The 18509-nt window shown below is 27.9% G+C and carries 14 protein-coding genes and 1 riboswitch; of the genes, 5 read left to right on the forward strand and 9 right to left on the reverse strand.

Translation table 11 applies throughout. From position 1 onward, the window contains the following. Positions 1-14: 14 nt before the first annotated feature. The 6 genes from dpaL to yqeC form a co-directional block, all read right to left on the reverse strand. Positions 15-1217 (reverse strand): diaminopropionate ammonia-lyase, encoded by a 1203-nt coding sequence (gene dpaL, locus K5V21_RS14865; RefSeq protein ID WP_204593972.1) that lies wholly within the window; start codon positions 1215-1217, stop codon positions 15-17. A gap of 295 nt (positions 1218-1512) precedes the next feature. After that, the gene (locus K5V21_RS14870; RefSeq protein ID WP_243425009.1) at positions 1513-3270 is read right to left on the reverse strand and encodes a sigma-54-dependent Fis family transcriptional regulator; all 1758 of its coding nucleotides are present in this window, start codon (positions 3268-3270) and stop codon (positions 1513-1515) included. 27 nt (positions 3271-3297) lie between these two features. After that, positions 3298-4104: an XdhC family protein gene (locus K5V21_RS14875; RefSeq protein WP_221861952.1), complete on the reverse strand. Its 807-nt coding sequence runs from the start codon at positions 4102-4104 to the stop codon at positions 3298-3300. Continuing rightward, positions 4104-4907 carry a selenium-dependent molybdenum cofactor biosynthesis protein YqeB gene (yqeB, locus tag K5V21_RS14880; RefSeq protein WP_204593974.1) on the reverse strand — a complete coding sequence of 268 codons (804 nt, stop codon included), beginning with the start codon at positions 4905-4907 and terminating at the stop codon, positions 4104-4106. The genes K5V21_RS14875 and yqeB overlap by 1 nt, the downstream gene beginning before the upstream one ends. Next, positions 4895-5491, reverse strand: a complete 597-nt coding sequence (locus tag K5V21_RS14885) for a nucleotidyltransferase family protein (protein WP_307495322.1) — start codon at positions 5489-5491, stop codon at positions 4895-4897. The genes yqeB and K5V21_RS14885 overlap by 13 nt, the downstream gene beginning before the upstream one ends. Further along, a complete protein-coding gene (yqeC, locus tag K5V21_RS14890; protein ID WP_221861954.1) occupies positions 5488-6222 on the reverse strand; it encodes a selenium cofactor biosynthesis protein YqeC in 735 nt (244 codons plus the stop codon). Before yqeC ends, K5V21_RS14885 begins: the two co-directional genes overlap by 4 nt. Positions 6223-7050: 828 nt before the next feature. Here yqeC and K5V21_RS14895 point away from each other — a divergent pair. Beyond that, complete coding sequence (locus tag K5V21_RS14895) at positions 7051-8265, forward strand: NAD(P)/FAD-dependent oxidoreductase (RefSeq protein WP_221861955.1); 1215 nt, start codon at positions 7051-7053, stop codon at positions 8263-8265. 102 nt (positions 8266-8367) lie between these two features. Here the strand turns inward: K5V21_RS14895 and K5V21_RS14900 are convergent, their stop codons facing one another. The 3 genes from K5V21_RS14900 to asnB form a co-directional block, all read right to left on the reverse strand. Continuing rightward, positions 8368-8931 carry an undecaprenyl-diphosphatase gene (locus K5V21_RS14900; protein ID WP_204593978.1) on the reverse strand — a complete coding sequence of 188 codons (564 nt, stop codon included), beginning with the start codon at positions 8929-8931 and terminating at the stop codon, positions 8368-8370. Between the two features lie 97 nt (positions 8932-9028). After that, on the reverse strand, positions 9029-11740 hold the full coding sequence (gene mgtA, locus K5V21_RS14905) for a magnesium-translocating P-type ATPase (protein WP_221861956.1): 2712 nt from the start codon (positions 11738-11740) through the stop codon (positions 9029-9031). A gap of 333 nt (positions 11741-12073) precedes the next feature. Next, positions 12074-12233: riboswitch (M-box (ykoK) riboswitch) on the reverse strand. Positions 12234-12356: 123 nt separating this feature from the next. Beyond that, complete coding sequence (asnB, locus tag K5V21_RS14910; RefSeq protein ID WP_221861957.1) at positions 12357-14222, reverse strand: asparagine synthase (glutamine-hydrolyzing); 1866 nt, start codon at positions 14220-14222, stop codon at positions 12357-12359. 307 nt (positions 14223-14529) lie between these two features. On the opposite strand from asnB, the gene K5V21_RS14915 reads away from it, so the two are divergent. The 4 genes from K5V21_RS14915 to K5V21_RS14930 are packed head-to-tail and all read left to right on the forward strand — an operon-like array spanning position 14530 to position 18409. Then, entirely contained in the window at positions 14530-15216 is a 687-nt protein-coding gene (locus tag K5V21_RS14915) for a response regulator transcription factor (protein WP_204593981.1), read from the forward strand. Then, the gene (locus K5V21_RS14920) at positions 15191-16582 is read left to right on the forward strand and encodes a sensor histidine kinase (protein ID WP_204593982.1); all 1392 of its coding nucleotides are present in this window, start codon (positions 15191-15193) and stop codon (positions 16580-16582) included. Before K5V21_RS14915 ends, K5V21_RS14920 begins: the two co-directional genes overlap by 26 nt. A gap of 26 nt (positions 16583-16608) precedes the next feature. Then, entirely contained in the window at positions 16609-17397 is a 789-nt protein-coding gene (locus tag K5V21_RS14925; RefSeq protein WP_221861958.1) for a DUF3919 family protein, read from the forward strand. Continuing rightward, positions 17378-18409, forward strand: coding sequence for an ABC transporter substrate-binding protein (locus K5V21_RS14930; RefSeq protein ID WP_221861959.1), 1032 nt, complete (start codon positions 17378-17380; stop codon positions 18407-18409). The genes K5V21_RS14925 and K5V21_RS14930 overlap by 20 nt, the downstream gene beginning before the upstream one ends. The last annotated feature ends 100 nt before the right edge of the window (positions 18410-18509 follow it).

Below are 18509 nucleotides of genomic sequence, written 5' to 3' on the forward strand. Positions count from 1 at the left end.
CCATTTATTATCTATTAGCATTCACTATTCCAAACTATTTCTCTATACTTTTCTGGGTCAGTATCTCCTTCAGTACTAAATAAAAGTACCCTTGAGTTTTCATCAAGTTCTAGTGCTTCTTTTAAATCTTTATAATCTTTATTTGTCATAATTTCATATAGAAGACCTGTTGTAACAGCTCCTGATTCTCCTGATGTTACTTTAGTATCTCCTTTTAATGGGTTTCCAAGTATTCTCATACCTTTAGCTGATACCCAATCTGGACATGATACAAATGCAGTTGAATGATTCTTTAAAACTTCCCATCCAATTGTATTTGGTTCTCCACAAGCAAGCCCTGCCATTATTGTTTGCATATCTCCTCCAACAAATCTTGCTTCTCCATCATTTGCAATAGCTGATTTATAGAAACAATCTGCTAAATTTGATTCAACTATAACAGTCTTTGGACACTCATCACCAAATTCTGATGCAAAAAATCCTTGAACTGCACCTGCAAGTGATCCAACGCCAGCTTGTACAAATATATGTGTTGGTTTAAGCACTTTGATAGCATTTAATTGATCTAATGCTTCTAATGCCATAGTTCCGTATCCTTGCATTATCCATGCTGGAATCTTTTCATATCCTTCCCATGCAGTATCTTGTACCATTAATCCATTATGATCATCTGCATATTTTGCAGCTAATCTAACTGCATCATCATAGTTCATATCAGTAATACTAGCTTCTGCACCTTCTGCCTTTATGTTTTCTAATCTTTGAAGTGATGATCCCTTTGGCATATATACAACTGATTTTTGTTTTAATCTATTAGCAGTCCATGCTACTCCTCTTCCATGATTACCATCTGTTGCTGTAACAAATGTAATATCTCCAAGTTTTTCTCTAACATCATCTGAAGTTAATCTTTCATAAGGTAAATCTTTTATATCTTCTCCTAATTTATCTGCTAAGTATCTTCCCATAGCAAATGATCCACCAAGTACCTTAAATGCATTTAATCCAAATCTATAAGATTCATCTTTTAAATATATTCCTTTAAGTCCTATCTTTTTAGCTAAATTATCTAATTCAACTAATGGTGTTTTATCATATTCTGAAAAACTTTCATGAAAGTTTTTTGCTTTTGATACTTCATCTCTACTTAAAAATTCTATACACCCTTCTTTATCTGTCTTTGGTAATGTATTTAGTTTCCATAATATTTTTTCCATAACGTTTCCTCCCTATAAGCTTTTATTTATTAATACTTATTTAAAGCAATATCTATGCCAATTTCATGTAGTTATTTTTCCATTAATTCTTACTATTTTATTTAAATACTCAACCTTCTGTATATGTTTACAGATAGTTGTATAGCAACTTTAACTTAACATAATCATTATTTATCAAAATGATAAAAGGATTATCATTTTGATAATCCTTTTGATTTATAAAGCCTGATAGTTATTTTATTAACAAAATAAGCAAGTCTAATTATCATTTTGATAACTCTCCTTGCTTATATGTTTATTGCTCACCAATTTTTCTATATAATGTAGCAATACCTATTCCTAATTTTTTTGCAGCCTTCTTCTTTCCAGCCGTGTCTCTCCCATAAATATCTAATGCTTTATTTATATAATAACTTTCTATATCTTTAAGCTTTTCTATATCCTTAGAGTCAGAAATTATGTTATTCACATCACTTTCTTTTCTATAATCTAATATAGTCTGAGGAAGCATATCTAAAGTAACAATACCATCATCTCCACTTAAATTTACCATGAATTCAACAACATTCTCTAATTCTCTAACATTCCCTTTCCATTGATATAGCTTTAACCTTTCTATTACATCATCCTTTACAGTATGAACATACTTATTAAATATCTTATTATATTTTTTTATAAGCCCATACATAATAAGTTCAATATCTCCATCTCTTTTTCTAAGTGGAGGTACCTCTATTGGTATAACATTTAATCTATAATATAGATCTTCTCTAAACTTACCTTCTTCAACTAATTTCTTTAAATCCTTATTAGTAGCTGCAACTACTCTTATATCAAGATTTATTAGTTGATTTGAACCGATTTTAACTATTGTTCTTTCTTGAAGAACTCTAAGTAATTTTACTTGAAGATATAGCGGCATGTCTCCAATCTCATCTAAAAATATTACGCCTTTATTTGCAAGCTCAAATTTACCTACACGTCCACTTGAACTTGCTCCAGAAAATGCACCTCTAACATACCCAAACAACTCACTTTCAAGAAGACTTTCAGGTATAGCACCACAATTTATAGCTATAAATGGTTTATTCTTACGGCTTCCTTCTGCATGTATAGCCCTTGCTACTAACTCTTTTCCTGTACCACTCTCCCCTGTAATTAAAACAGTTGACTTTGAATATGATATCTTTTTTATTTTTTTCTTAAGTTGTCTCATGGATGTAGAATCTCCAACAATTTCATCACAGTTTATTTTATTGTTCCCATGAGTTAAATTCACAACTTCATCTTTTAGATGCTTCAGTTCATTAAAAATAACTATCTTCTCACAATGGTTTTTATTTATATAGTTGTGTATTATCTTACCAACCACCTTATATGGAATACCTCTTATGTATAGCTCAAATATATCTCCTCCTGGAAAATAATCATCTGTCTCTTCAACTCTTATATATTCTCCTACTATTCCCGGTCTTAAATTTAGCATTTTAAGAGCTTTATTATTTATTATTTTTATATTATTTAAGCTATCTATTGTTATAATTCCATCATCTACAGAGTTTATTATTTGTTTAAAGAAATCTAAATGCTTTTTATTCGTCAATATCTCATTTTGTTCTATCAATTTTATAGCTATAAATTCAGATATTTGTTCTAAAAAGCTCATAATTGTCTCAAAATTTAATGTTAAGTGCTTCTTTTGTTCCTCTGTAGAACATACAAGACCTATTATCCCAAATGTAGCACTATCATATTTTATTGGCACACAGATTTCCATATACTCTTTACATTTACCTCTATTCATACAATCTCTACAAAGAAAATTTTCTCCTGGATCTTCTATAATTTTTGCCTCTCCTGTATATAGAGCCTCCTTATATACATAACCTGCAGATTCAATATTTTCTCCTACTCCATCCTTATATATCCCTGTACCTGCTATTCTTTGCATATTATAATCAACAATTTCTACATCTAACTTTAATATATTTGATAATAAATTTGCGTATTTATTTACTACATCTGAAATATCTATTAGATTTATCTGCATCATTATGCTAATTCCCCTTTTCCATATCTTTTATAGAGCGTTCTTTTTCACATCTTGTAAATGCTCTAATCTACCATTATTCTTTACTAATAATATTTCTGATAAAATACTAACAGCAATCTCTGCCGGAGTACCATCTGATATATCAAGTCCAATTGGAGCATGTATACCTTCAATTAATTCATTAGAAACACCTTCATTTAATATTGCTTCTTTTAGCTCTAAAATTTTCTTCATACTTCCAACTACGCCAAGATAATTATAATTTTTATTAATTAGTTCTTTTGTCCAATAAGTATCACTCTTATGTCCTCTAGTTACAACTATTATATAGCTATTATCAAAACTTATATTACTTAAGCCTTCTATACTATTCGTTACTATAAACTTATCAATATTCTTAAAGGCATCATAATCCTTAAATTCTTCTCTATCCTCAATTACGATCCTCCTAAAATTCATACTATCAGTTAATCTACATATGCTCTGAGATATATGCCCACCACCAAAAATAATAAGATTTGGTTTTGGTTCAAATACTTTTATATATCCATCTACAGCTCCACCACACGCCATTTTAACCTTTCCGCTTTCATTTAGGTTATAAGCAAATTTCTCTCCTTGTCCACTTTCCAAGCATTTTACTGCACTTTCTATAACTACACATTCTATTTTTCCGCCCCCTATAGAACCAACTATTCTTCCATTCTCATCTACACTCATTAAAGATCCATTTTTTCTTGGTGTTGATCCATTAGAGGCTGTTATAGTGACCAATGCCATCTTTCTTCCACTTGATAACCCCTCAATAATACTCTTTAATACTCTTTCATCCATTACTTATTCCTCCTTTGCTTTAACATCATTACACTTTCTAAAACTGCCCCACCTATACACCTTGCTTTATCTGAAATTAAATCACAATTTTTCTTTTGATTAATTCTTGGATCTATATCAGCTATTTTAAGCCCCTCTTTTACATAAAATCCATCTCTTATCATACCTCTTATTACCCCAGTTAACGAAGCTTTTACATATGAATTACCAACCATGCATATATTTTCGCCCTTTTCTACAATACTTCCAATATCTTTAATTATTCTAATATTCCCTTTACAAGGAGAATATATAACTCTCTCAATTCCAAAACCCTCTATTATTCCTGGAACTCCCGTATTCTTTGCAGCTGATCCATCAGATATTAATCTACCTAGGTTGTGCCCCCTATTTGTCTCAACTACTATATCAACATCTACCCCTGCTTCATATCCTGGTCCTAGCGCAATAGTTATATCTGCCATATCCTTATTTGTTCCTATATTTCTTTTACAAAGGGTTGCATCAACAACTGCCATAGGACTAATTTTTTTTATTATTTCACCAGAAGTATCTTGCATGATACAAACTTTATCCGATTCTAATATACTAAATATTTCATCATATGAATCTGCTCTTTTTGCAATGACATCTTCAACTTTAAATTCTTTTTCATACATGGCCTCACTTAAGCAAACCTTTCTTCTTATGGACGTTGGCTTTTCTATCTCTAAGGCTATAACTTTAAATCCAGCTCTATATAATTTTTGAATTGCACCAGTAGCAATGTCTCCGGCACCTCTTACGATTATTATTTCATCCATTGTATTCTCCCTTCATATAATTTAATTAATTCTTCCAGCTCTTCTTTAGTGTCAACATCAAAAAATTCAGTACTTGAATGAAAGTTTAAGAAAGTTACCTTATCCCAATTATTTCTTATAACAGGTCTTCCACCAACATCTCCATGCAAAGACATTAATTCATCCCTAAATTCCCCTGAAAATATCACAGGACTTTTATTCCTTCCATGAACTTTCGGAACTACTATACCTCCATTCCTGTTAAACGTTTCCACAAGCCTTTTTATTGTTTTTCCCTTTAGTAAAGGCTGATCACCAGTAAAAAACATATATCCATCACTCAAAATTGATGATTTCTCTAAAGAAAGTCTTATGCCTTCACTCTGCCCATAGCTAGCATTCTTATTATATAAAGTAGATATACCATGCTTTATTGCAATTTCTTTTACTTTAAGATCTTTATAAACTAAAATAACTTCTTTAAATCCTACAGACTTTACTGTCTCTATTACCCATTCAACTAAAGGCTTACCACAAAAGTCTAATAGGAGCTTATTTCTTCCCATTCTTTTACCTTGTCCAGATGCTAAAATTACTGCTACTATTTTAGGTCACCTCCAGCAGAAAGCATAAAATACTCTTTTCTTTTTAAACTTCCACCAATAATCTTTAATGAATCTTTGTTTTTTCTATTTAATACTTCAAGCAATTTCCATGCCATCTCTTTACTTTTTTCATCTTCAAGTCTATTTAAAAATAATATTTTCTCGCCTACTGAATCTTTAAATAATCCATTTGAATTTATTATTATATCTGATATTACATCTAATGTTATTTCATCTCCAATTTTTGTTTTGCATATATTATTGAATTTTTCAATTCTATGAATATTCTTATCTATTATCTTCTCTCCAACAATATGTAATGGAATTATCCCCACAGTTTTAGTAGTTTTGTTAAGTATTACAGGTTCACCCTCTCTCCATCCTTTAAGAGATTTTTCTTTTGATCCATCACTTTCAAGTAAAACGTAATCAAAAGAATTAACATAATTATTTATATGTAAGTTTCCTCCACTAACTTTATTATCTTCTATTATCTTTTCAGCTATAAATGTTCTTCCATTTTTTATTTTTACATCCTTATCCTTCTCCAAACAAAAGAAATAATCAACCTCTCTTTTTCCCGGATATAGCATTTTTGTTGTAGTTGATATAAGTACCTTTTCCTCAATAAGCTCATTAGCTAAATTATATATAAAGGTTGTTTTGCCCCCTGAACCTACAACAGATATAACATCTCCTTTTTTCGTATCAATTAAATCAATTAAATACATGTTTACATCTTGCCCCCTTTTTTATTGCAAATTACAAATATAATCCTATTTTATATTCTAAATGAATATTTTTCAATTATTTCAAATTATGAAAAATAACAGAATATAATGAAGGTTTTACTTCATTTTTAATTTTAATAGTATTTTGAAATATTTTCATTTTAAAATTATTCTAGTAGATTTATTAACATATTACACTCTATTTAATAATTAAATTTAATGTTGATTTTAAAGGAATTGATTTAAGTCATAAGAGAGAAAAAATAGAGTTAGATGCAACTCTACATTATGTGAAAATCATAATTTTTTCGATTTATCTGAACCTATAAGAAAAACTACCAATGAACTATATAGTATATTAATAAAAACTTTAAAAGAAAAGTTAGATAAAGTGTATTCAGAAAATAATAGCCTTATTTATTAACTGCTGTTGTTACTGCATCTTCATAGGTATTAAAAGGAGCATCATCTAATGAATATGCTAAATATCTTGATTTCTTAAGCGTTATTTCTTATGACTTCCATGGAGACTGGAATGAATTTGTTGAAAACTTAACTAATATGATAATGACTATACTTGCTATGGATTAAGCTTTGTTTCTCAGGAGTTAGAAATATAACATTTAATGGTGATAAACCAGTAGGCAGTTATATCTAAAATCCAATAACTTAAAAATATTAACTCAAAGAGAGGAATCTATCTCTTTTATTTCTTTATTAAATATATTAAATAGGAATTTATTTCTTGATCTAATACTTATAATTTATGGTAATACTAGTATCATTATTTATTTTAATAAAACATTATTTAATATTAAAGGAGGTACTATGAAAAATTTTATAGTTAGAGGAACTCCGTATTTTCCTCAAGAATTAAAAAATATAAATAAATATAAAAAACTTGATAATGATATAAATGTTGATGTAGTAGTCGTTGGTGGTGGAATAACTGGAGCTCTTTGTTCTTATTATTTTAATAAAGAAGGTATATCTGTAGCTCTTGTCGAAAAAGAAAACGTCGCAACAGGTTCTACTTCTATATCTACTTCTCTACTTCAATATGAACTTGATGAACAAATAGCTGATTTAGAAAAAAATTCTGATTTACCAACTATATTAAAAGCTTATAAATTTAGCGAGAAAGGACTTAAAGAACTAACCGCCCTAATTAAAGAAGCAAATATTGACTGTAATTTTAAAAAACATGATTGTCTTTTATATACTGATGATAAAAATAAGTCAGATATTCTTCAATATGAGTATGAGCAAAGAAAACATGAAGGCTTTAATGTTAAATTTTTAGATAAGAATACTTTAAAAGACTTTAAATTTTCATTTCCTATTGAATCTGGTGTATATTCATATAATGGTGGTGCAGAATTTAATCCAGTTAAATTCACGCATAATCTAATAAAATATCTTAACGATAAAGATGTGCCTATATATGAAAATACAGAGATTATTGATTATAGTCATTTTGATGATTATGTAATTTTGAATACATCAAACAATCAAAGCATCACTTGTAAGAAGGTAATAGTTGCAACTGGATATGATATTAGTCTATTTACTAGCAAAAAATTTGCTACTATGTATACATCATATAATATTGTAACTACTCCAGTAGATAAAATTAATGGTTGGAATAATAATTGTCTTATAAAAACATGTGAAAATCCATATACATACCTTAGACGAACATTAGATAATAGAATTATAATAGGTGGAGAAGATACTAGATTTATTCCAGAATTTTTAGAAAGTAGTGTTGCAGAAATGCAATATAAAAAATTAAAGGATAAATTATACTCTATGTTTCCTGATATATCATTTGATATAGACTATAAATATAATGGAACATTTGCAAGTACATCTGATAATTTACCTTTCATAGGTCCAGATATTAAAAACAAAAATATTTGGTACTGTTTAGGCTATGGTGCTAATGGCACTTTATTTAGTGTAAATGGTGCTAAAATGTTAAGTAAATTATATAAAGGTGAGGTAAGTGAAGACTTATCACTTACCTCATTAGATAGATAATTCGAGTGGATTTTATATCCACTCTTCTTTATATCAAATAACTATTCTTTGAAACTAGTAAGCTTTCTTCCAATAATCATTTTAATATTATCAATATTTTATTTAATTTTTAAATATAGCTTTATCTATATTTACATAAATACTTTCAACAGTATTTTTAAATAATCTTTTATATACGTAATTCATTATTATTACAACAACAAAACCACCAATAACATCTAATGGATAATGATTTCCAACGTATATTCTTGAAATACCAACTAGAATTGATAATATAGTCAATATATTTCTAAGTACTTTACTATACTTTCCAAGTCCTAATGCTATACTAAATGTTCCTATAACATGATCACTTGGAAATGATGCATTTTTAGAATGTTGTACAAGTAGATTTACATTATGATCTGCAAAAGGTCTGTTTACATAATACACACTACCTATTATAAAACTTACAAATAAATTTATTATTGTAAATACTATAGTGCTAACTGCCACCTTTCTACATTCTATATCTCTTCTGCTAATACCAAATAAATATAGCAAAATAATAGCTAGTACAAAAAAATATGGTAAATATTTCGAACAAAATATCATTATGCTATCTAAATATAAATTTTTATCAGCTAAATTGTTTATTGATCTAAAAACTTCTAAATTTAATCCCATCTTTAGTTCCTCTCTTGAATATTATTACTCTTCTTTAGTTTTCCTTTTGAATACTATCAGTATCTTCTTTAGCTCTCCTTTTAAATATTATTAATATTTAAAGTAACTTTCCATACTTTCTTATATATAATTTCTTAACACAAGTAACTAATACCATATAAGCAAGTATTGTAATTGCTAAATATAAGAAATAAACAGGTGGCATCTCAGCCATTTGAACTAATTCACCTAATGGTGTATATGGAATAACTGTGCCAACAACTATTGCTATAATTGTAAATAAGCATACTGACTTAGAAGCTCTACTTTGTATGAAAGGAATTTTTGGTGATCTTATCATGTGTATTACTAATGTTTGAGTCATTAATGATTCTATAAACCATCCTGCATTAAATGCAGCTACAAACAATACATTATTAACACCTGGTGCTCCATATGAACCTCCAGCAATGCTTGGACATATTACAAAGAATAACAATGCATAAGTTGTAATGTCAAATATTGAACTTGTTGGTCCAAACCATACCATAAAGCTTCCAATTGATGATGCATCCCATTTACGAGGTTTCCTTAAATATTCTTTATCTACATTATCCCATGGAATTGATATGCATGAAATATCATAAATAAGGTTTAATATTAAGATTTGTATAGGAAGCATAGGTAAAAATGGTAAAAATGCACTTGCCACTAATACACTAAACATATTTCCAAAATTAGAACTCGCAGTCATCTTTATATATTTAATGATATTTGCAAATGTTCTACGACCTTCAACCACACCTTTGCCAAGTACCATTAAATTCTTTTCTAGTAGTATAATATCAGCTGATTCCTTTGCTATATCTACAGCTGTATCTACAGATATCCCAACATCTGACTTCCTCATAGCAGGGGCATCATTTATCCCATCTCCCATAAAACCAACAACATGTCCATTACTCTTTAGAACAGACACTATTCTAGCTTTTTGACTTGGTGATAATTTTGCAAAAACATTTGTGTAAGTAACAGCTTCCTTTAATTCATCATCTGTCATTTCTTCAACTTCTGATCCTAAAAGAATACTTCTAACATCAATTCCAACTTGCTTACATACATATTTAGTTACTTTTTCATTATCTCCAGTTAAAACTTTAACTTCAACACCGTAATCATGTAAGAATTCTATAGCTTCTTTTGATGATTCCTTTGGTGGGTCTAAGAAACTTATATATCCCATAAGAACCATATTACTTTCATCAGCCACAGAGAAGCTTCCTTCTGGTGATGGATTATTCTTTTGAGATACACCAATTACTCTCATTCCATTTGCATTAAGATCACTAACTGTTTCTAATATCTCTGATCTTAATTCTTCAGTTAAAGTAACTATTTCACCTTTATATTCTGCATAAGAAGATATTTCAAGCATTTCTTCTATTGCACCTTTTGTTATTAATTGAGTTTTACCCATCTCATCCTTTAAAACTACTGACATTCTACGACGTGCAAAATCAAATGGTATTTCATCTACCTTTTCATATTTATTACTTAAATCCTCAAATCCTTCTTTATCTCCATATTGAAGTATTGCAACATCAAGTAAATTTTTAAGTCCTGTTTGGAAATAACTATTTAAATATCCATGTTTTAATACTCTAATATCTTCATTACCATGAATATCAAGATGATTTTCAAGTATTATCTTATCTTCAGTAAGTGTTCCTGTTTTATCTGTACAAAGTATATCCATAGCACCAAAATTTTGTATTGAATTTAAATTCTTAACTATAGTTTTGTACTTAGCCATCTTAACAGCACCTTTGGCAAGGTTAGTTGTAACTATCATTGGTAGCATTTCTGGAGTTAATCCAACTGCAACTGATAATGCAAATAAAAATGCTTGAAGCCAGTCTCCCTTTGTAAATCCATTAACCACAAATACTACTGGAACCATAATTGCCATAAATCTTATTAGTACAAAACTTACTGAGTTAACACCTTTATCAAAGCTTGTCATCTCTCTCTTTTCAGTTATTGTATCTGCCATACTTCCTAAAACTGTATCATTTCCAGTAGATAAAACTACAGCTGTTGCTGTTCCACTTATAACATTAGTTCCCATGAATGCTAAGTTTTCTAGTTCAAAGTGACTTGTTATATTTTTATTTAAAGTTTCTTCTGATAATTCTCCATACTTTTCAACAGCTTCTGATTCCCCTGTCATTGATGATTCACTTACAAATAAGTCCTTAGCAAAAATAATTCTTACGTCAGCTGGAATCATATCTCCTGCATTAAGTTTTATAATGTCACCTTGTACCACTTCATTCATTGGCACTTCTAAATTTTCTCCATCACGAACTACAGTTGCGGTAGTTTTTATCATTTCTTTAAGCTTTTCACCAGCTTTATTGGATTTACCTTCTTGAACAATACGAAGAACTCCACTAATAGTAACCATTATTGTAATTATAATAACTGTAGTTAAACTTTTATCACCTGGCTTTGGTATAACGTAATCTGTAAAGAATGATACAATTGCAAGTAAAATTAATACAACTGAAAATGGATTTATAAAAGCATCAAATAATCTTTTATACCATGTTACTCCATTACCATAGCTTATTTCGTTATATCCGTAATCTTCTATTCTTCTTTCTGCCTCTTCGTTTGTTATTCCTTGAATCTTAGTATCTAGTTTTTCAAAAAAATCTTCTTTTTTTAATAACCCTAATTGTATTAGTTTTTTATTTATCTCTTCTCTTTTTAGGTTTTTTGCTGATTTTGTTGTATTTAAATTGTTTCTTGTGATTTTAAATTTCATTTTTAAACCCTCCTCATTTTTAAATAAATTATGAGAATTCGGGCATAAGAAAAGACCTGATAGCTACTTTTTATAATTTCACTATAATCAGGTCACACTCTTAATCTTTAGAATCTATATTTTATTGCAAAGCAAACAAACCAGAAACTGGCTGCAAATTTTCAAATAATAAAATTTTTAAGTTTCGCTTAATAAAATATAGACACCTCAGGTGACCGTCTATTCCCATACAACTACTTCCAGTTTCCAATTGTTTTCACCTCACTTATTTCTTAAAATAAAAAAATCCTCATTTAGTACAAAGCTAAACGAGGATATATAATCAAAATTATATATAATTGGCACCCGTTCAAGCTTCAACTCCGTAGGGCGATGAAATTGCATTAGAATACGCCTTAACTTCGACGTATACTGCTAACCCTCTAATAGTGTCTCCACTATTTCGCGGCAGCAACCCGTATCCCTATGGTAGCCTCACCTACCGAGAATATTAAATTAATTCAAAGTTTCCTTTTATAATTTCATTATATTCATCTTATAAAATAATGTCAACGAAATATAATTATTTATAACATTTCATAATACTTTCTTAATACTTTTATCATTTTAGAAATATTTAAGAAATTTCAAAAACATCATCTTTATCTAGACTTTTATCTATATATAACTTATACCAAATTATATAAACTATCATACTCCATACTTTTCTACTATAGTCCCCTTTTCCTTCCTTATGTTTCTTTAGCATATTTAACACTTCATCTTTATTAATGTCTTTTACTGGGTTTGACTCTATTAAATTAAAAGCCCAATCATAAAGCTCATCTTTAAGCCACACTCTCATAGGAACAGGATATCCTAGCTTTCTTCTAGTATAAAGATATTCTGGAAGCTCATCTTTAAAAGCTTCTCTCAATGCATATTTCGTTGTAAATCCTTGTATCTTATTCTCTTTTTTAAGAGTTGATGCTAAACTAAATACTTCTTTATCAACAAAAGGAACTCTTACTTCTAAAGAGTTTGCCATAGACATTCTATCTGCTTTAGTAAGTATATCTCCAACAAGCCATGTATTTATATCAATATACTGCCTTTTAACTACATTATCATATGATTTAACATCCTTAAATAGATCCTCTGTAATTTTCAAATCATTTTTTAATTTATTATAATTTCTAATTACTTTACTTTTTTCATTAACATTAAATATATTTGCATTTCCAACATATCTTTTTTCTAACGGTGTTGATCCTCTAATTATAAAGCTCTTTCCTTTAGTATTATCCGGCACTGCAGAAGCAACCATTTTCAATATGTTCTTCATTCCTTTTGGTATATAATTAAACATCTTTAATGATTCATCTTCTGTATATATATTATATCCACCAAAGAACTCATCTGCCCCTTCCCCTGAAAGTATTACTTTATAGTCTTTACTTACAGCCTTACAAATATGATATAGCGGAATTATTGATGGATCTCCTATTGGACTATCCATATGATAAACTATCTTCGGGAGCTCTCTTATATAATCCTTATAATTTAGTTTTATTCCTATATTTTTTATTCCTATTTCATCTGCAAATCTCTTTGCATGTTCTGTTTCATCATATCCATTAATATCAAATCCAATAGTATATGATACTATATTAGGATTTATCTCACTTGCAAGTTTAGTAACAATTGATGAATCTATTCCACTTGATAAAAATGTCGCAACAGGCACATCACTTTCTAAATGCTTAGCAACTGATTCTCTAATAACTGACTTTATATTCTTCTTTAGTTCTTCTTTATTATGATGCTTTTCATTAAATGTTACATCAAAATATCTCTCCACCCTTTCATCACCGCATAGATTTTTTTCTACCAAATGACCTGCTGGAAGTATTTTGACTTCTTTAAATATACTTTGATTTGAAGGTATGTATTGGAATGTTGCATACTCTCCTAAAACCTCACTTCTATATGTTAAGTTATCAAAAATATTTTTAAGTGCTTTAAGCTCTGAAGAAAAATATAATCCATTATCTTTTTTCATATAATATAATGGCTTTATTCCAAAATTATCTCTAATTCCAATAACCTTTTCCTTTTCTCTATCATATATAACAATAGCAAACATACCTCTAAGTTTATTTACTAATTTCTTACCTAACTTATCATATAATGTAGCAATAACTTCTATTTCAGAATTTGTCTTAAAGCTGTATCCTACCTGCATTAATTCATTCCTGAGCTCTTTATAATTATATATTTCTCCATTAAAAACTATAGTATATTTATCATTGTAATTAAAAGGTTGAACTCCATTTTCTAAATCTATTATACTGAGTCTGTTAAATACAAAGAACGCATTACCGTGTCTAATTTCCTTTGTATCATTTGGCCCCCTATGCCTTATGATCTCAGCACTTTCTCTACATATTTCAATATCCTCTATACTTAGTTCTTTTTTAAAAACTTGTAAAAATCCACACATTATTATATTATATCCCCTTTATCAATATGTTTTTTAATATACTATTTTTATTATAAGTATATTTTTTTAGATTAAATTTACATAAAAAACAATTTTTATTACATATAGGTTACATTATATCAAATTAGTTACATTTTATTAATAATTTTGTTTTATTTTACCCAAATTGCTCATTTTTATTGCATATTCCTTATATTTAGATATCCTTTTAAAATATGAAACCTCTATGTTAATTGTAAAAATAGCTCGATTTTTGTATAATTAATACTGTAAATTTATTATCTATTTAAATTAAAGGAGAAAAAAATTGAATATTTTAGTGGTTGATGATGAGATTAGCATATTACAACTTATAAAAATGAATTTAGAACTTCAAAAATATACTGTTACTACCGCAACTTGTGGTGTCGAGGCATTAGATCTTACTATAAAAGAAAGACCTGATATCATAATCTTAGATGCAATGCTCCCTGATATCAGCGGATTTAAACTTATAAATAAAATTAAATTAATAGCTGATATTCCTATTATTATGCTTACAGCTAAAAACGATATCAATGATAAATTACTAGGATTGCAGTTAGGTGCTGAGGATTATATAACAAAACCATTTAATAGTACTGAACTATTATTACGAGTTAAGGTTATTTCAAAAAGAATAACTAAAAATTCTAAAGAAATTAAAAACTCAATATCTGTTGGTAAAATACATATATTGCTTGACGAAAGAAAAGTCTTAATTGATTCTAAATATATAGATTTAACCTTTAAAGAGTTCGAGGTTTTAAGCTATCTTTGTGAAAATAAAGGGCGAGTTTTTAGTAGAGAAGAGCTTTTAAATAAAGTTTGGGGATATGATTTTGAAGGTACAACTCGTGCAGTAGATATATTAGTTCAAAGACTTAGAAAAAAATTGGGTAATTGCCAGCATTACATAAAAACATTATATAAAGCAGGGTATAAATTAGATGTTTCAGACGAATCTATCTCTTAAACAGAAAATTATACTAACCAATATTGCAATATTAGCACCTATTATTATTTTTATATACATAATTACATTTAATACTTTATCTAAAAACTTATTAGATAATTCTCTTGAATATCTATTAAAAGAAAATACTACTATGTGTGGATATGTTGAAAATTTATTAGAATCTAATAATAATCCTAACAAGGAGGAAGCTTTTAAATCTATTTCTCCATTTATAGCCACTAACTTAAGTAGTAAATTTAATATAAGAGTTCAAACAATAAGTAATTCTGGTCAAATAACCTATGACTCTGATAAAAACCAAATAAGTCTCTATAATAAGGATATTGATAAAGCACTTGATGGTTCTCAATCTTATATTATAAAAAAAATTGATGGCGTTCCATATATATTTTTATCTACTCCTATATTTTATAAAAATACTTATTGTGGGGTTTTAAGGTTAATACTTCAAAACTCATCTTCTGTAACTATATTAAATAATACACTTATAATAATGTTACTGGTAAGTATAGCTTCACTTGGTATCGGTATCATATTAATATACTCGTTTTCTAAAGAATTAGTTAATCCACTCATAACATTAAAAGAACAATCAAAAAAAATCGCTAAAGGAAACTTTGGAGAAAAGGTTCACATAACTAGTGGTGATGAAATTGAAGACTTAGCGAATACATTTAATGTTATGAGTGAAGAAATAGAAAAATATATAAAGGAACTTGAGGCCGCAAAAACCAAACAGAAAAAGTTCTTTGATAATATATCACATGAACTTAAGACACCTTTAACTGCAATTATCGGATTTTCTGAAATAATCCCTAAATTAGATGATAATAATAAGGTTTTAGAAAGCTCTGCACTAATAGAAAAAGAGGGTCGTAGACTTTTAACTTTAGTTGAAGAAATATTAATATTATCTAAAGCAAATAAAGAAAACTTTGCTATAGAAGCGACTTATATAAATCTTAAAGACTTGATTGATGAGTGCTTAAATATCCTTCATATTAAACTTAATAATTATCATATAAGCATAATTAAAAACTATGAAAACATATTTGTATATGGAGATTATGACAAAACAAAGCAAGTTTTTATAAACATAATCGATAATGCTATTAAATATAGTGGTTGTGAAAACATAGAAATCACATCAAAAGTATATGATGATAGGATAGAAATATTTATTTCAGATGATGGTATTGGATTTGATGTATCAAATATTAAAAGCACAAAAGGCAATGGCTTTGGACTTAATATTTGTAAGAATATATTATCCACTCAAAATGGATCATTTAATATTAAAAGCACATTAGATGAAGGCACTATTGCAACAATAACATTATATAAGCAAAAGAAATTTGATTGATTTATATCATTATGAAAGGACTTTATATGAAGAAAAATTTTAAAAATATAATTACTCTATATCTTTTATTTGTAGTCATAATTTTGATTTTCTATTTCTACTCTACTAAAATTGTATATAATAACTTAAAAGTCATTGATGATTTTAAATCAAGTAAAAAGTCTTTCTCTATTAAAGTGCCAACTAAGATCATTATTAAAAATGAATATTTAGGCAAGGTTACTCTTGATAATAATTTAATTATGAGTGATATTTTGCAATATTTTTCTGCTATAACTAATTCTGATTCTAAACAAAAAAATAAATTAATAAATGATAATGTTGATACATTATCTGGTACTATCTTTTATTCAAATGGATCTGCAGAAGACTTTACTGTAGATAACTCTTTAACATTTGAAAATAAGACTTATACATTTAGCTCATATTATATTAATACTTTAAGAAATACATTATTCAGCTGCTTTTATACCTACCCAAACATTATATCTATAATTGATCATAATGATTCAAAAATTGTTTATGAAAACTCAAATACATCACATGAACTAACTAAAAGTGAAAGTAAAAAGCTTATATCTAAACTAAAAAAATTTAAGATTATGGAGGATAATAAAGATTTTTTAAATATAAATCTAAAAGAATCTCCAAAAGAAGTATTTAAGATATTTATAAACGGTAGTAATAATTCTAGTGCTAATAATACAATCTATATTACTGTATATAATCATTATTTAGTTATTCAATATTTAGGTGATGAAAATGGTAAAAATATTTATGTAAAAGGGGATTTAGATGAAAAATATTTTAAATAAAAAGATCTTTTTAATTGTTATTTCGTTACTTATTTTTATATTATCATTTTTATACTTTTCCCCAAAAAAGAATACAAAATCATATCCTAACCTTAAAGGTAAACACTTAACTGTTTATATTGCACTCCGTGAAGAAGAAGCAAAATCGCTTCTAGAAAAGTTTAAAAAAGAGACAGGATGTACATATGAATATATAAAGCTTCCTACAGAAGAAGCTGTAAAAAGAATATTATCTGAGAAAAATAAACCTAATGGTGATATATTTATAGGTGGTACCTGTGATGCTTATGAACTATTAAAGTCAAAGGGTGCATTAGCTAAATATAAATCTCCAAACGCAAAAGGAATATTATCAAAATACAAAGATCCTGACGGTTATTGGACTGGGTTTCAAGTTGACACATTAGCTATAGGAATAAATAAAGCCGTTTGGGATAGAGATTTTGCATCTAAAGGTATACACCTTCCAACTAAGTTTGAAGATTTACTTCAAGATGAATATAAAGGTAAAATAATACTACCTAATCCGGAGACTTCTGGTACAGGATATACACTTCTTGCATCTTTATATCAACAACTAGGTATAGATAATTATAAAAATTTCTTAGAAAAACTTACAAATAATGTTTCATCATATACCGTTAGTGGGTTTAATTCTATTCAAAGAGTATCATCTGGTGAATATGCAGTTACTGTAGATTTTTTAGGTGACCAACTTATTGTTAAAAAATCAGATCCTAACCTTATAAGCATTACACCTAAAAATACTTGTTGGAATGTAGACGCAGTAGCTGAACTTAATAATTATAATAATAAAGAAGTAGCTGAAGATTTCATAGATTTTATACTTTCAGATGATGTTTCAAGTAACCTTTCTCTTTACTCTAATGCAGTATCTACTAAAAAGTATAACGATATTACTTCAAACATATATCAAAATTATGATTTTAAAAAGGCTGCTATGGAAAAGGATACCATAATAAATATTTTTAATAATAGTCTGGATAAATAAAAATACATATTATTTTCAAAAATCTCTTAAATGTTACATTTATGAAACATTTAAGAGATTTTATTGTTTATTTCTTATTTTATTATAGTAATGTAATCAA

The organism is Clostridium sardiniense (assembly GCF_019753795.1).
Lineage (GTDB): Bacteria > Bacillota > Clostridia > Clostridiales > Clostridiaceae > Clostridium > Clostridium sardiniense.

Excerpts from the sequence above, each read along its gene's own strand:
- mgtA (WP_221861956.1), bottom strand. The coding sequence starts at position 11,740 with ATGAAATTTAAAATCACAAGAAACAATTTAAATACAACAAAATCAGCA.
- yqeB (WP_204593974.1), bottom strand. The coding sequence starts at position 4,907 with ATGGATGAAATAATAATCGTAAGAGGTGCCGGAGACATTGCTACTGGT.
- K5V21_RS14930 (WP_221861959.1), top strand. The coding sequence starts at position 17,378 with ATGAAAAATATTTTAAATAAAAAGATCTTTTTAATTGTTATTTCGTTA.
- dpaL (WP_204593972.1), bottom strand. The coding sequence starts at position 1,217 with ATGGAAAAAATATTATGGAAACTAAATACATTACCAAAGACAGATAAA.
- K5V21_RS14920 (WP_204593982.1), top strand. The coding sequence starts at position 15,191 with ATGTTTCAGACGAATCTATCTCTTAAACAGAAAATTATACTAACCAAT.
- K5V21_RS14925 (WP_221861958.1), top strand. The coding sequence starts at position 16,609 with ATGAAGAAAAATTTTAAAAATATAATTACTCTATATCTTTTATTTGTA.
- K5V21_RS14900 (WP_204593978.1), bottom strand. The coding sequence starts at position 8,931 with ATGGGATTAAATTTAGAAGTTTTTAGATCAATAAACAATTTAGCTGAT.
- yqeC (WP_221861954.1), bottom strand. The coding sequence starts at position 6,222 with ATGTATTTAATTGATTTAATTGATACGAAAAAAGGAGATGTTATATCT.
- K5V21_RS14875 (WP_221861952.1), bottom strand. The coding sequence starts at position 4,104 with ATGGATGAAAGAGTATTAAAGAGTATTATTGAGGGGTTATCAAGTGGA.
- K5V21_RS14895 (WP_221861955.1), top strand. The coding sequence starts at position 7,051 with ATGAAAAATTTTATAGTTAGAGGAACTCCGTATTTTCCTCAAGAATTA.
- asnB (WP_221861957.1), bottom strand. The coding sequence starts at position 14,222 with ATGTGTGGATTTTTACAAGTTTTTAAAAAAGAACTAAGTATAGAGGAT.
- K5V21_RS14870 (WP_243425009.1), bottom strand. The coding sequence starts at position 3,270 with ATGATGCAGATAAATCTAATAGATATTTCAGATGTAGTAAATAAATAC.